11 protein-coding genes are annotated in these 14,624 nt (G+C 60.9%); 7 read left to right on the top strand and 4 right to left on the bottom strand.

Translation table 11 applies throughout. The annotated features are described in order from the left end of the window. Positions 1-53: 53 nt before the first annotated feature. Positions 54-1,478 carry a PLP-dependent aminotransferase family protein gene (locus AB5I78_RS21655; RefSeq protein ID WP_106576709.1) on the bottom strand — a complete coding sequence of 475 codons (1,425 nt, stop codon included), beginning with the start codon at positions 1,476-1,478 and terminating at the stop codon, positions 54-56. Positions 1,479-1,638: 160 nt separating this feature from the next. Here AB5I78_RS21655 and AB5I78_RS21660 point away from each other — a divergent pair, with 160 nt between their 5' ends. Genes AB5I78_RS21660 through AB5I78_RS21680 form a run of 5 tightly spaced genes read left to right on the top strand, consistent with a single transcriptional unit; the run spans position 1,639 to position 7,127 of the window. After that, a complete protein-coding gene (locus AB5I78_RS21660; RefSeq protein WP_164487959.1) occupies positions 1,639-2,532 on the top strand; it encodes a DMT family transporter in 894 nt (297 codons plus the stop codon). A 38-nt stretch (positions 2,533-2,570) separates the two neighbouring features. Beyond that, on the top strand, positions 2,571-4,433 hold the full coding sequence (gene moeB / locus AB5I78_RS21665) for a molybdopterin-synthase adenylyltransferase MoeB (protein WP_369301371.1): 1,863 nt from the start codon (positions 2,571-2,573) through the stop codon (positions 4,431-4,433). A 15-nt stretch (positions 4,434-4,448) separates the two neighbouring features. After that, the gene (locus tag AB5I78_RS21670) at positions 4,449-5,363 is read left to right on the top strand and encodes a PLP-dependent cysteine synthase family protein (protein WP_369301372.1); all 915 of its coding nucleotides are present in this window, start codon (positions 4,449-4,451) and stop codon (positions 5,361-5,363) included. Positions 5,364-5,400: 37 nt separating this feature from the next. Next, positions 5,401-6,393 carry a serine O-acetyltransferase gene (locus AB5I78_RS21675; protein WP_369301374.1) on the top strand — a complete coding sequence of 331 codons (993 nt, stop codon included), beginning with the start codon at positions 5,401-5,403 and terminating at the stop codon, positions 6,391-6,393. 2 nt (positions 6,394-6,395) lie between these two features. After that, entirely contained in the window at positions 6,396-7,127 is a 732-nt protein-coding gene (locus AB5I78_RS21680; RefSeq protein ID WP_242195910.1) for an alanyl-tRNA editing protein, read from the top strand. Positions 7,128-7,186: 59 nt separating this feature from the next. Here AB5I78_RS21680 and AB5I78_RS21685 read toward each other — a convergent pair whose 3' ends face one another. Next, entirely contained in the window at positions 7,187-8,149 is a 963-nt protein-coding gene (locus AB5I78_RS21685) for a hypothetical protein (protein ID WP_369301375.1), read from the bottom strand. A 330-nt stretch (positions 8,150-8,479) separates the two neighbouring features. Here AB5I78_RS21685 and AB5I78_RS21690 point away from each other — a divergent pair, with 330 nt between their 5' ends. Together AB5I78_RS21690 and AB5I78_RS21695 are read left to right on the top strand one after the other, a co-directional pair. Next, entirely contained in the window at positions 8,480-10,225 is a 1,746-nt protein-coding gene (locus tag AB5I78_RS21690) for an ABC transporter permease subunit (protein WP_145159149.1), read from the top strand. Positions 10,226-10,239: 14 nt separating this feature from the next. Beyond that, positions 10,240-11,559: an AAA-associated domain-containing protein gene (locus tag AB5I78_RS21695; RefSeq protein WP_145159151.1), complete on the top strand. Its 1,320-nt coding sequence runs from the start codon at positions 10,240-10,242 to the stop codon at positions 11,557-11,559. Between the two features lie 156 nt (positions 11,560-11,715). On the opposite strand, the gene prpD is transcribed toward AB5I78_RS21695, so the two are convergent. After that, positions 11,716-13,200 carry a 2-methylcitrate dehydratase gene (gene prpD, locus AB5I78_RS21700; RefSeq protein ID WP_369301376.1) on the bottom strand — a complete coding sequence of 495 codons (1,485 nt, stop codon included), beginning with the start codon at positions 13,198-13,200 and terminating at the stop codon, positions 11,716-11,718. Positions 13,201-13,432: 232 nt separating this feature from the next. Beyond that, positions 13,433-14,623, bottom strand: coding sequence for a 2-methylaconitate cis-trans isomerase PrpF (gene prpF, locus AB5I78_RS21705; RefSeq protein WP_369301377.1), 1,191 nt, complete (start codon positions 14,621-14,623; stop codon positions 13,433-13,435). Position 14,624 lies beyond the last annotated feature (1 nt).

Genomic DNA, 14,624 nt, shown 5'->3' on the forward strand with positions numbered 1-14,624 from the left:
TTCAAATGTGGGAGCTGGCTGGCTTGCGATGAACGATAACGCGGTAAACCTGCCTACAGGTGAAACCTGCCACCACCCTGCCCCAACGCCGTCGCCAGCGCATCGAACCCAGCCCGCAACAACTGATCGTCACCCGACGTATTACAGATACTCGCCCGAATAAACTGCGGCACCGCCGTTTGCCCTACCGCAAAGGCTTCGGCCGTGGCGATCAGGTAATTATTCTGCTTAAGTTCCGCCTCGATTTCCGACGCGCGCCAGGGCTCCGGCACTTCAATCCAAAAATGCGGGCTGTTGAGGTGGGTGCGGTACTCCAGGCCGGTCAGCAGGTCGCGCACCAGGGCTTTGCGGCGGCTGATCTCGTTGATCTGCTGACGTAGCAGGTATTCCGCCGTGCCGTTTTCGATCCACTGGGTCGCCAGTTCCAGAGTCACTGGCGTGGCCATCCAGCAGGTCGAGCGCAAGGCCGCCGAAATACGACTGACCAGCGCCGGTGGCGCATGCACGTAGCCCACCCGCAACCCCGCGGACACCGCTTTGCTCAGGCTACTGATCAAAATCGTACGTTCAGGCGCGAAATGGCTGAGGGGCGGCGGCCGATCTTCTACCAATACGCCGTGGGCTTCGTCTTCAAGAATCAGCAGATTGTGCTCGCGACACACTTTGACCAACGCTTCCCGGCGCGCGACCGACAACACCGCCGTGGTCGGGTTCTGGATGGTGGGCGTGCAGTACAACGCCGAAACCCGGTGATTACGACAGACTTCATCCAGCGCGCCCGGCAACACGCCTTCTTCGTCCATCTCCAGGCCGATCAGCCGCACGCCGAGCATGCGCGCGGCCGTGATCAGCCCGGGATAGGTCAGCTGTTCGGTGACCACCGTATCGCCCGCCCGCAGCAATGCCATCATCGCGCACAGCAGGCCATGCTGGCCGCCATTGACGCAGATGACCTGCTCGGGAATCGGGTGAAAATCACGCTGCACCAGCCACTGCGCCCCGGCCTCACGGTAGCGCGGCAAACCGGCATCCGGGGTGTAGGCGCTGATGTCCTGGAGGAACTTGGCGTTGGTCGACAAGGTTTGGAAGCTCTGGGCCAGAAACACCGTCTCCTGACCAGGAATATGCATGTTACGGCTCATGTCGAAGTAATGGCGCGGCTCCTCGCTGACGTTGCGAAAACCTTCATCACGCTGGCGCTCCATCCCACGCTTGCGCACGAAAGTGCCGTCACCCACCCGCGCCACCACCAACCCGAGGCGTTCCAGTTCGCCGTAGGCTCGGCTGATAGTGCCGATGGTTACACCCAGATTGTCGGAAAGCACCCGATGGGGCGGCAGTTTTCGTCCGGGTTCAATCAAGCCTTCAAGGATGCCCCGTTCCATCACATCGGACAGGCGCTTGTACTTCACGCCCTGACCGCTGGACAACCCCTCACGCATAATTGACACCATGTCAATATTTGTTTTGACAGCCATCATTCGCCCTAATAGTGTGCTTTTACGGGTTCAATCACCGAATGAAACAACTTAATACACAGTCAATATAGAGTTCAATTCCGGCTCAGGGAAGCAATAAACGATGCCAATGTCCGCCGTTCTTGAAAACACAACAAAAACAAAAACTCAGAAACAGTGGTTGGCCGGCCTGGTAACCAGCGTGATGTTTCTTATCGTGTGCCTGAGTTGGGGCACTACGTGGCTGGGGATCAAGATCGCTGTCGAGAGCGTGCCACCGCTGACATCGGCGGGCCTGCGCTTCCTGATCGCCTTCCCGCTGTTCCTGTGTTTCGCCCTGGTGCGCCGTGAGCCCATCCTGTTCCCGCGCGAAAGCCGCTGGTTCTTCGTATTCGTGACACTGTCCTACTTCAGCGTTCCCTATTACCTGCTCAACTACGGCGAGATGCATGTCTCTTCCGGCCTCACCGCGCTGCTGTTCAGCTGCATGCCGGTGTTTATCCTGATTTTCTCCGCGCTGTTTCTGCGCGAACGCATCTATTTTTCCCAGGTGGTCGGCATCGGCATCGGTTTCGGCAGCCTCTACATGATCATCAAGAGCCAGGGCCTGCACCTGGACCATGCCGAGTTCTTCGGAGTGCTGGCAATTCTGACCGCCGCGATCATGCATGCCTTGTGCTACGTCATTACCAAGCAAAAAGGCAGCGCCATCAGCGTCATCACCTACAACACGCTGCCCATCGGCATTGCCGGGTTGATGCTGTTTGTGGCCGGCCTGTGGTTTGAAACACCCACCTTCGAAACCATCACGCTGCGTTCCTGGAGCGCGCTGTTCTACCTGGGGCTGGTGGCGTCGGTGGGCGGGTTTATCGTGTATTTCATGCTGCTCAAGCGCTTGAGTCCGATCATTCTGTCGTTCGTGTTCATCATCTTCCCGGTATTCGCGGTGATCATCGGCGCCTGGTACGAAGGCGTGGAAATTTCCCGCGACCTGATGCTGTACTCCGCCATCCTGCTGGCTGGTTTCGCGATCACCAAGCTGCCTGTCGAAAAACTCCTGGCCAAGAAAAATTGAGCCTCCTGACCCACCCCTATCAGCAACGCGAGAGCAACATGGACGTCCTCCGCCCCAACGCCCTGGAGCAGATCTATGCCCACGCCAGCCGCAGCTACCCAGAGGAATGCTGTGGTTTTGTCTTCGCCGACGGCAGCGTGTACCTGGGCAGCAATATCCAGAACGAATTACACCGCAAGAACCCCCAGATGTACGCGCGCAGCGCGGCCAACGGCTACACCTTCTCGGTAGCCGACACCCTGCTGATGAACAAGGCGTTGCGCAGTGATAACCCGGTGGTGGTGATCTATCACTCGCACCCGGATGTCGGCGCCTACTTCAGTGACGAAGACCAGGACAAGGCACTGTTCCTGGGTGAGCCGATCTACCCCGTGAGCTACCTGGTGGTGGACGTACGCCAGGGCAAGGCCCTGGGCTCAAAGCTGTTTGCCTGGGACGGCAAGCATTTCGCCCCTCAACCCTTCAACGACCTGCACACGGAGTTGTCCATGAACGCTGTCTCTTTCCCCGACATTCTGGTTCGCGTGGCCAAGCTGCCGGAATCGACCCTCGAGGGCACCGGATCGACATTGCGCGAAGTCATTGAAAACCTCTGCAGCAGCCACCCGCAGCTGCGCCCGCACCTGTTTCACGAGAAGAACAATCAGCTCAAGGAACACTTCCTGTTCACGGCCGAGGAAGAACTGATCGACGCCGACGAGCCCTTGCCGGAAAAAGCCAGAATCGAAGTGCTGCTCGCCACCTCCGGCGGCATGGACGTCGAGGCTTTAAGCAACGAAGAAGTGCAGCGCTACGTGCGCCATATCACTCTGCCAGGCGTCGGGCGCGAAGGTCAGTTGAACCTGAAAAAGGCCAAGGTATTGATCATCGGCACCGGCGGTCTCGGCTCGCCCATCAGCCTGTACCTGGCGGCGGCCGGCATTGGCACCCTGGGCCTGGTGGACTTCGATGTGGTGGAAAGCAGCAACCTGCAACGCCAGATCGTTCACGGCAACAGCACACTGGGCATGCCCAAGGTCGAGTCGGCCAAACAGCGCCTGCAGGATCTGAACCGGCACATCCAGATCAACGCGCACAACACTGCCCTCAACGCCGACAACGCCCTGGAACTGGTGGGCGCCTACGACTTGGTGATCGATGGCACCGATAATTTCGACACGCGTTACCTGGTCAACGACGCCTGCGTGCAGCTGGGTAAACCTCTGGTCTACGGCGCCATCTACCGCTTCGACGGGCAGATCAGTGTGCTCAACTATAAAGGTGGGCCGTGCTACCGCTGCCTGTTCCCCTCAGCACCGCCTGCCGAGCTGGCACCCAACTGCAGCGCCGGCGGCGTAATCGGCGTATTGCCGGGTGTGGTTGGCATGATTCAAGCCACCGAGGCCATCAAATTGCTGATCGGCATCGGCGAGCCGCTGTCCGGTCGGTTGATGCGCTTCGATGCGCTGGCGATGAAATTCAGCGAAATCCGCTTCAAGCGCCGCGCCGACTGCCAATGCTGCTCGGCGCTGCGTCGCAGCGAACCGGTGGCGCCGACAGTGTGCGCCGATGCCGTGCCCAGCCAACCGTCCCTGGCCGAAGAACGCTACATCAAGCCGCGAGTACTCAAGCAAGTGCTTGAACACCAGCGCAGCGCCGATGTGCTGCTGGACGTGCGTGACGCCACTGAGCTGGAGGTGTGCAAACTGCCGGGCGTGGTGCATATCCCCCTGGCCGAACTGGATGAGCAACTGCACAGCCTCAGCCGCGACAATACCCATTACCTGATCTGCTACGCCGGCTCCCGCGCCGAGCAAGCCGCCAGCACCTTGCTGGCCGCCGGTTTCGCCAACACCAAAGTCCTGCAGGGCGGCATGAAACACTGGGTTCGCGACGTCGAACCCGACATGCCTTTGTACTGATCCGGGGGCTGAGCGATGTTGCATAACTCGATTCTTGACGTGATCGGCCACACACCGATCGTGCGTCTGGCGCAGTTTTCCGAAGACCTTGGCATCGAGGTCTACGCCAAGCTGGAATCCCTCAACCCAGGTGGCAGCCACAAGGCACGCATCGCGCTGGGCATGATCCTCGACGCCGAGCGCCGCGGCGTGCTGATGCGTGATTCCGGGCAGACCATCATCGAGCCCAGCGGCGGCAACACCGGCATTGGACTGGTGATGGCCGGCAACGTGTTGGGTTACAAAGTGGTGCTGGTGATCCCGGACAACTACAGCCCCGAAAAGCAGAAACTGCTGCGCCTGTACGGTGCCAAGGTGGTGCTGTCGAACAGCCGCCTGGGGAACAACTCCCACGGCGAAAAGTGCATGGAACTGCAGCTCGAAAACCCCAGCTACGTGATGCTCAACCAGCAGCGTAACGGCGCCAATCCGCAAACCCACCGCGACACCACCGCACCGGAAATCCTCCGCGCGTTCGGTGAACGGCGCGTGGATTATTTCGTCAGCGGCATCGGCACCGGCGGCCACCTCACGGGCATCGGCGAAACGCTCAAGGCCGCCTGGCCTGCACTGCGGGTCATGGGCGTAGAACCGGAGGAATGCGACCTGCTGAAAAACCAGCACGCGCCGCACCATATCCAGGGCCTGTCGATTGGCTTGATCCCGAGCATTCTCAACCTGGACGTGATCGACGGGATGCTCAAGGTGTCGCACCAGGCATGCATGGACATGATCAAACGCATCATGCGCACCGACGCCATCAGCCTGGGCTTGTCCTCGGCCGCCAACATGGTCGCCATCGCCCAACTCGCCCCCGAACTGCCGCCCGAAACGGTGGTGTTGACCATGGTCTACGACAATGCTGACAGCTACCTGCCCAGTTTCGAATAACCGGTTTCCCAACCATCCAGAACGCGGGGGTGCCTCCATGGGGGGCTTTATCGACATGCAACAGCTGCACGATGAGTTGCTCACCCACCTCATCAAGACCCTGACGCCTGCGCAGATCAAGCAGCTGGAACCGCACCTGGCGCCGCTGATCCAGAACGCCGCCCAGGCGGTGGCCGAAGACCTGATCGCCTATGCCTATCGCGACCCGGCGTCACGCGGGCGCGGCGAGTTGATTCTGGAATCCTATGCCTCGTTCAAGGCCGTGCTGTTTTACCGCCTTGCGCACCTGGTATGGCATTTCCCCGATCAAACCAATGGCGAGTTTTCGCGCATGGCTCTGAAGCTCAGCAACCAGGGCAAAATCCTCTCTGGAGCCGAAATCCATCCCGCTGCGCGCATAGGCCGGCGCTTCGTGCTGGACCACGGTTACGGCACAGTGATCGGCGAAACCTGCGAGATCGGCAACGACTGCTACATCCTCTGTGGCGTGACACTGGGCGCCCGCGGGATCGCCAACAACCCGGATGGCAAACGCCACCCGCGCCTGGGCAACAACGTCGAGGTCGGCGCCGGCGCCCGCGTGTTGGGGTATGTGCTGATCGGCGACAACGTGTTTATCAGCCCTTCGTGTGTCATCACCCAGGACGTGCCTGCCGGTACCAAGGTCAAGGTGGTCAATCAGGTTCAACTGCAGAAAAAGGATGAGTCAGACCACAGCAACTACCTCGGAGCTTTCGCCCTGGACGAGCGTTTGCACGTGGTCGGCGAAGTGAATGCCAGCCACAAGGTCACGGTGCTCGACGCCGACTTTCACCCGTTGCAGGGGCTGATGCTGGAGCCTACGGTGAAAGAGCGTCATCACCTGCAGTTTCGCCTGCGCCGCCTCGATGTCGGCGAGCAGCTGCCACGCTTGCCGCTGAACCTGAAAATCTGCGGGCCGGAATTTGAAATCACCCTGCTCTCCCCCCCTGGCTTGAGTGCGATGGTGCGTCACCTGTTGCAAGCCAGCCCACTGATTGTCGGAGGTTGAACATGTCTGTGCACACCATGGAAACCCTGGCGCTGTTCGACAGCGCGCCCTACCAGAATGCCTTCAGCGCGCGGGTAATTGCGGTCAGCGAACACGGCATTGCCCTGGAGCACACGCTGTTCTACCCCACCGGCGGCGGCCAGCCGGGCGACACCGGGCACCTGACACTGGCCGATGGCACGCGCGTCGAGGTGATCGGCACCGTACGCGACCCGGTGCTGCGTTCGATCATCTGGCACCAAGTCCAAGAGTGCCCGCCGCAGTTGATTGCCGGGGTGCAGGTAGACGCGGGTCTGGACTGGGAGCGCCGCTACCAGCATATGAAGATGCACACCTGCCTGCATTTGCTGTGCTCGATCATTGATGCCCCAGTCACCGGTTGCAGCATCGGCGCAGACAAAGGCCGGCTGGATTTCGACTTGCCGGAAATGACCCTCGATAAAGACAGCATCACCCGCGACCTCAACGCCCTGATCGAGCAGGCCCACGTGGTGAAAACCCTGTCGATGCCCGCCTCGGAGTACTCAACCCTGCTGCAGATCACCCGTACCCAGGCAGTAGCGCCGCCGGTGATCCAGGGTTCGGTGAGGGTAATTGAAATCGCCGGCATCGATATCCAGCCATGCGGTGGCACCCATGTGATCAACACCGAGGAAATCGGCCGGGTGTTCTGCGAGAAAATCGAGAAGAAGAGCAAGCACAACCGCCGGGTGATCCTGCGGTTCGAGGGATAGGTCAACCCTGACGCGGCCCGTATGGGGTGCCCCCATACAAGGCCGACGCGGTGCAGCCCTTATTGCTTTTGCTCGCTGATTTTCTTGCTCAAGGTCTCGATCTGCGCTTGAAGCTGCGCAATCACCGCCTTGAACTGTGCTTCCATTTGATCAAGCCCGGCCTGCAGCTGTGCGTTTTCACTCATGAGTGCTTCAACGCCACGCGCAGCAGTCGCTTCTGGCTCATCGCTCGGGGCCGACGTTGGGTCATTCGCGGGGGCCGCTGCGTCGGGTGACGGACCAGGAGCAGAATTTTCCGGCTCAGAAGGCACCGCGTTCTGAGGCGTGCCAATCGCGTCAATGCGTTGAGCCAAGCCCTGGATTTGCTCTTGCAGTTGCTGAATCACCGTCTTGAGCTCCCCGAAAAACGCTAACACTTCCTGGCGAAACGCTTGGCTCTCACGGTTCAACGCTTCAAGACTTTGAGCCTGGCCCGGCTCAGTCCCCGATGGATTCGGTGTAACCGGCGAAGCCTGCGACGGCGCAGTGTGCTGCTCACCTGCAGAACGGTTCTGCGGCGTAGCCTCAGGCTGATTCGAGGAGGGTTGAGTGGCTTCACGGGGTGTATTGAGTTGCTGAGTCAGGTCGACGACTTGCTGTTGGAGGCTCTGGATCTGTGGCCCAACCTCAGCGGCAAACCCCTGGAACTTGGCACGAAGCGCCATATTTTTTTGCGTCAGTTCTGCCAGCGAGTCCGTCGCCTCCGAGCCCTGTGACGGTGGCGCGTTCACGATCGCGCTGTGGCTTGAGAACTGGCCGCGCTGCTCGGGCGTCATCGCAGGACGCAGCGGCGCCGAATCGGGCTGGGTACTGGCTCGTTCGGAAGCGCGGACGCTGTCCTGGTAGCTGATGGGCGACGGCTTTTGAGGCTGTTCATAGCCAACCGTGTAGGGTGCTGGCCGAGTATTTACGCTAGTCATAGGGACCTTCCCAGATTCAGGTAGTGAAGTCGTGATTGCCGATTTGAAGGCCTGCGTTCGCACGCCGTCTGGTTACCTGATTGGCGTTTCTCTGAAAGAGGGTTCCGGAACCGTATGGCGGGTAAGTGGCTATTTGTATCTCAGGCAAAAACAGCGGTGTCTTGCGCTTGTGTCAGGGGCGGACGCCCGGCGCACCAACACATAAGCCGCAGTTCGTACAGGAAACTGACAGCAAATTTATGTGCTTGTAACATTCAGAAACGTACAATCCCGCCTGCAACGCCTCGTTGCCCCTGACTCACGAAAACAGCGCCTGCCCTTCTCGGTGGGTCATTCGTGCAGCAGCTAAGCTCACTCCCATCACGCCCCTGAACGCTGCAGGACTGACTGCCTATGAACAGAGTGTTTCGTCACTATTTACCGGCGTCCACGCTGCGCTTGCTACCCAATCGCTGGGATTTGGTCGCCTTGCCTTTGGTGATCGGCTTTTTATTGTTTTTCTCCATTACGGCGCGGGAAACCTGGGCACCAATCGCCACGTTGCAAAGTGAAGTCATCTCTCTGGACCCGGCCAACCTGCCGGAATACGCGATGCGCACCACCCTGCGCATGCTCGCGGCGATGGTCGCCGCACTGGTCTTCACCCTGTTGTACGGCACCCTGGCCGCCAAAAGCCGGCGTGCCGAGAAACTGCTGGTGCCGGTGCTCGACATCCTGCAATCGGTGCCGGTGCTCGGCTATATCTCTTTTACCGTGACGTTTTTCCTGTTGCTGTTTCCCGGGCGTGTGCTGGGCGCCGAGTTCGCCGCGATCTTTGCGATCTTCACCAGCCAGGCCTGGAACATGACGTTCAGCTTCTACCAGTCGCTGCGCATGCTGCCCCACGACCTGGTCGAAGTGTCGACCAACCTGCGGCTCTCCGGCTGGCAGAAGTTCTGGAAGCTCGACGTGCCCTTCGCCATGCCCGGGCTGGTGTGGAACATGATGATGAGCATGTCCGGCGGCTGGTTTTTTGTGGTCGCCTCCGAAGCCATTACCGTCGGCGACAAGACCATCACCCTGCCGGGCGTGGGTTCTTACCTGGCCCTGGCCATTGCCCAGAAAGACCTGCACGCCGTGGGTTACGTGATCCTGGCGATGATTGTGGTCATCCTGATGTATGACCAGTTCCTGTTCCGTCCGCTGGTGGCCTGGGCCGACAAGTTTCGCATGGAGACCACGGCCTCTCAGGGCGCCGCGCCGCAATCCTGGCTGTTGAACCTGATCCAGCGCACGCGCGTGGTTCAGCGCATCCTGCGCCCGATCACCCGTGCCATCAGCCGAATCGGTAACAAGCGTTTCAGCCTCGCGGGCAGTGCGCTCAAGGCGTTGCCGGCAGAAACACCGAAGGCCTCAAAAGTGATCGATTGGGTGTGGGGCACACTCATAGCGCTGCTGGCCGCTTATGCGCTGTATCACATCGTGCAGTACGTCGGCACCGAAGTGACCTTTGCCGAGGTCGGCCATGTGTTCCTGCTGGGCCTGATCACGCTGCTGCGGGTAACCGGGCTGATCCTGATCGCATCACTCATCTGGGTGCCGCTGGGCGTGATGATCGGCCTGCGCCCCCGCCTTGCGGAGAAAATCCAGCCCCTGGCGCAGTTCCTCGCCGCCTTTCCGGCGAACCTGTTGTTCCCGGTATTCGTCATCGTGATCCTGCACTACAAGCTCAACCCGGACATCTGGCTGAGCCCGCTGATCGTGCTGGGTACCCAGTGGTACATCCTGTTTAACGTGATCGCCGGGGCCAGCGCGTTTCCCAATGACTTCAAGGAAGCTGCCGCCAACTTCCGCATCCGCGGCTGGTTGTGGTGGCGCAAGGTGATGCTGCCGGGAATCTTCCCCTATTACGTTACCGGCGCCATTACCGCTTCGGGCGGCGCGTGGAACGCCAGTATCGTTTCCGAGTACGTGTCCTGGGGCCAGGACAACGTGGTCGCCCACGGGCTGGGCGCCTACATTGCACAGACCACCGCCGCCGGCGACTTCCCGAAAATCGCCCTGGGCGTGGTGGTGATGTCGATCTTTGTGGTGGCCTTCAACCGCGCAGTCTGGCGGCCGATGTACGCCCTGGCTGAAAACAAACTTCGCTTGAATTGACGGGATTCGCTGTGATGAATACCAATACCGAACACGCTGCTGATACCCCGCAAATCTACTCGCTGAAAAACGTCAACCGGGTTTTCGGCAAGGGCAAAGACGAGCTGCAAGTGCTCAGCGGCGTGGACTTGAGCCTGCACGAAGGCGAGATCGTCGGCATGCTCGGCCGCTCCGGCTCGGGCAAGTCCACCTTGCTGCGCATCATCGCCGGGCTGATTCAGCCGTCGTCGGGCGAAGTGCGCTACAACGGCGCCCCGCTCAACGGCCCGGCCGAAGGCGTGGCCATGGTGTTCCAGACCTTTGCGCTGTTCCCCTGGCTGACCGTGCTGGAAAACGTGGAAGCCGGCCTGCAAGCCTTGCAAGTCGAGCGCAAGGAAAGCCGCCGCCGTGCCCTGGCTGCCATCGACCTGATCGGCCTGGACGGGTTTGAAAACGCCTACCCGCGCGAGTTGTCCGGCGGCATGCGCCAGCGCGTGGGTTTTGCCCGTGGCCTGGTGGTCAACCCGACGCTGCTGCTGATGGACGAACCCTTCTCGGCCCTCGACGTGCTCACCGCCGAAACCCTGCGCACCGACTTGCTGGACTTGTGGAGCGGCAAGCAACTGCCGATCAAATCGATCCTGATCGTGACCCACAACATCGAAGAGGCGGTGCTGATGTGCGACCGCATCCTGGTGTTGTCGTCCAACCCTGGCCGTGTGGTCGCCGAAATCAAGGTGCCATTCGCGCACCCGCGCAACCGCCTGGACCCGACCTTTCGGCAAATGGTCGACGACATTTATGCCTTGATGACCGACCGGCGCAGCGCCGATGCCAAAGGCATCCCCGAGCTGAAAATGGGCAGCCTGCTGCCGGAAGTGTCGACCAACCTGATGGCCGGCCTGATCGAAACCCTGGCCGCCGAGCCTTACAACGGCCACGCAGGTTTGCCCACGGTGGCCGAGCGCCGCCTGCTGGAAGTGGACGATTTATTCCCGGTGGCCGAGATGCTCGAGCATTTGGGTTTCGCCGAACTCAAGGGCGCCGACATCACCCTCACCGACGCCGGCAAACTGTTCGCCGACTACGGCACCCAGGAACGCAAAACCCTGTTCGCCGAGCATTTGATCCGGCACGTGCCATTGGCCGCGCGCATTCATCAGGTATTGCTTGAGCGCAGCGGGCACCGCGCGCCACGGGTGCGCTTCGAGCAGGAACTGGAGGACTCGATGACCGAAGCCTTTGTGCAAAAAACCCTGGAAAGCGTGGTGGCGTGGGGTCGGTATGCGGAGATTTTCTCCTATGACGACCATACCGAGACCTTCAGCCTGGATGATGTGGAAGGCAGTATGTAAGCCGAACACTTTTTATTGAGCACACAGGGCAAATGTGGGAGCTGGCTTGCCTGCGATGCAGGCAATTCGGTCTTTCAGATACACCGAGGTGATGCTATCGCAGGCAAGCCAGCTCCCACATTGATTGGGTTTACACAGTGAGTGTTGTGGTGGTGTTCAGATCACAAACAGGTCCACAAACCGATTCACTGGCGTGGCCTCAAGCTTCGCCTGATCCTTGCACAGGGCAAAAATCTCGGCACTGCGCTGCGCGGTAAACCGGGTCGCCAGGTTGGCCTTGAACTTGTCCTCCAGCAATGGAATGCCATCCATCCGGCGCCGACGATGGCCAATCGGGTACTCCACCGCCACCTGCTCGGTGCTGGAACCATCCTTGAAAAACACCTGCACCGCGTTGGCGATGGAGCGCTTGTCGGCCTCCAGGTATTCGCGGCTGTAGCGTGGGTCTTCGACGATCACCATCTTCTGGCGCAGCTCATCGATGATCGGGTGGGCCGCGTGAAACGCGTCCTCGTACTGCTCGGCCACCAGATTGCCGAAGGCCAGCGGCACCGCGGTCATGTATTGCAGGCAGTGGTCGCGGTCGGCGGCGTTGGCCAACGGGCCGACCTTGGAGATGATACGAATCGCCGACTCATGGGTGGTGATCACGATGCGCTCGATTTCATGCAGGCGAGCTTTGACCTGCGGGTGCAAGGCCACTGCGGCTTCGCAGGCGGTTTGCGCATGGAATTCGGCCGGGAAGCTGATCTTGAACAGGACGTTTTCCATCACATAAGTGCCGTAGGGCTGCGACAGGCTGAACGCGCGCTTGTCCTCAGGCTTGAGCGCCAGATCGTTGTTGGTGTGACTGAACAGCACGTCATAGAACCCCCACTGCGGCGCACTCAACACACCCGGAATGCCCATCTCGCCGCGCAAGGCGATATCGGCCAGGCGCACGCCACGGCTCGACGCATCGCCAGCCGCCCAGGATTTGCGCGAGCCCGCATTGGGTGCATGGCGGTAAGTGCGCAGTGCCTGGCCGTCGACAAATGCATGGGACAACGCTGCAAGCAACTGCTCGCGGTTGGCGCCCATCAGCTTGGCGGAGACCGCCGTGGAGGCGACTTTCACCAGCAGCACGTGGTCGAGGCCGACACGGTTGAAGGAGTTTTCCAGGGCGATCACGCCCTGGATTTCGTGGGCCATGATCATCGCTTCCAGCACCGCGCGCACGGTCAGCGGTGCGTCGCCATTGGCCACGCGCTTTTGCGACAGGTGGTCGGCCACGGCGAGGATGCCGCCGAGGTTATCCGAAGGGTGGCCCCACTCGGCGGCGAGCCAGGTGTCGTTGTAGTCGAGCCAACGCACGATGCAGCCGATGTCCCAGGCGGCTTTGACCGGGTCCAGACGCAACGAAGTGCCCGGCACGCGCGCACCGAACGGCACGACGGTGCCCTCGACGAGTGGCCCCAGGTGCTTGGTGCACTCGGGAAAACGCAGGGCCAGCAGGCCACAGCCGAGGGTATCCATCAGGCAGTTGCGGGCGGTGTCCAGTGCGGCCTGGGAGTCGATGCGGTAATCGAGGACATAATCGGCGATGTCCTGCAGGACTTGGTCGTAGTCGGGGCGGTTGTTCTGGTCGACGTTGGCGCTCATGGCAGTTCTCCACACAGTTAGGGGGTTGTTCCATCCTCAGGGTCAGGGTTGATCATGTGTTGGCAGGTCTGATTGCCTGCTTATAAGTGTTGGGTAGCGCTTAGGCTTTTGTGGGAGCGGGCTTGCTCGCGAATGCAGTGGGCCCGTCAACTTATGTGTAGCTGACACACCGTCTTCGCGAGCAAGCCCGCTCCCACACAAGCCCGCTCCCACATGGGTTCGGTGCTGGCTATTAAAAGGCGTCGCCGGGCACGCGTACGAAACCTTCCATCAATACCCGCGCGCTGCGGCTCATGATGGCTTTCTTAACCACCCATTCGCCGTTCACCTGGGTCGCCTCCGCGCCCACACGCAAGGTGCCGGACGGATGCCCGAAGCGCACCGCATTACGTTCGACACCACCGGCTGCGAGGTTGACCAAGGTGCCGGAAATCGCCGCCGCCGTGCCAATCGCCACCGCCGCCGTGCCCATCATGGCGTGGTGCAACTTGCCCATCGACAAGGCGCGCACCAGCAAATCCACATCACCGGCCTTGATGGCCTTGCCGCTGGACGCCACGTAGTCCAAAGGCTTGGCCACAAAGGCGACCTTGGGCGTGTGCTGACGCTGGGCGGCTTCGTCAAGATGCTTGATCAGGCCCATGCGCAATGCGCCATAGGCCCGCACGGTCTCAAACATCGCCAGGGCTTTGGGGTCGCTGTTGATCGCGCCTTGCAGCTCGGTGCCGGTGTAGCCGAGGTCTTCAGCGTTGATGAAAATCGTCGGAATGCCCGCATTGATCAGTGTCGCCTTGAAGGTGCCGACACCGGGCACCTCCAAGTCGTCGATGAGCTTGCCGGTGGGGAACATCGAGCCACCGCCGCCCTCCTCTTCCGCCGCCGGGTCCATGAACTCCAGCTGCACTTCGGCAGCCGGGAAGGTCACGCCGTCGAGCTCGAAGTCGCCGGTTTCCTGCACCGCGCCGTCGGTGATCGGCACATGGGCGATGATGGTCTTGCCGATATTGGCCTGCCAGACACGCACCACGGCCACGCCGTTGCGGGGCACGCGGGCGGGGTCGACCAGCCCGGCGCTGATGGCGAACGAACCCACCGCCGCCGACAGGTTGCCGCAGTTGCCGCTCCAATCGACAAAAGGCTTGTCGATGGAGACCTGGCCAAACAAGTAGTCCACGTCGTGATCGGCGCGGGTGCTTTTGGCGAGGATCACGGTTTTGCTGGTGCTCGAAGTGGCGCCGCCCATGCCGTCGATTTGCTTTTCGTAGGGATCGGGGCTGCCGATCACCCGCAACAGCAAGGCGTCGCGCGCGGCACCCGGCACCTGCGCGGCTTCGGGCAGGTCCTTGAGGCTGAAAAACACGCCCTTGCTGGTGCCGCCACGCATGTAGGTGGCGGGAATCTTGATTTGCGCTGCGTGTGCCATG

The organism is Pseudomonas sp. N2-3-1-14 (assembly GCF_041228395.1).
Classification (GTDB): Bacteria; Pseudomonadota; Gammaproteobacteria; order Pseudomonadales; family Pseudomonadaceae; genus Aquipseudomonas.

Bases quoted from the DNA above. Each gene is read 5' to 3' on its own strand.
- AB5I78_RS21655 (WP_106576709.1), bottom strand. From the start codon at position 1,478: ATGGCTGTCAAAACAAATATTGACATGGTGTCAATTATGCGTGAGGGG.
- moeB (WP_369301371.1), top strand. From the start codon at position 2,571: ATGGACGTCCTCCGCCCCAACGCCCTGGAGCAGATCTATGCCCACGCC.
- AB5I78_RS21670 (WP_369301372.1), top strand. From the start codon at position 4,449: ATGTTGCATAACTCGATTCTTGACGTGATCGGCCACACACCGATCGTG.
- AB5I78_RS21675 (WP_369301374.1), top strand. From the start codon at position 5,401: ATGGGGGGCTTTATCGACATGCAACAGCTGCACGATGAGTTGCTCACC.
- AB5I78_RS21680 (WP_242195910.1), top strand. From the start codon at position 6,396: ATGTCTGTGCACACCATGGAAACCCTGGCGCTGTTCGACAGCGCGCCC.
- AB5I78_RS21690 (WP_145159149.1), top strand. From the start codon at position 8,480: ATGAACAGAGTGTTTCGTCACTATTTACCGGCGTCCACGCTGCGCTTG.
- AB5I78_RS21695 (WP_145159151.1), top strand. From the start codon at position 10,240: ATGAATACCAATACCGAACACGCTGCTGATACCCCGCAAATCTACTCG.
- prpD (WP_369301376.1), bottom strand. From the start codon at position 13,200: ATGAGCGCCAACGTCGACCAGAACAACCGCCCCGACTACGACCAAGTC.
- prpF (WP_369301377.1), bottom strand. From the start codon at position 14,623: ATGGCACACGCAGCGCAAATCAAGATTCCCGCCACCTACATGCGTGGC.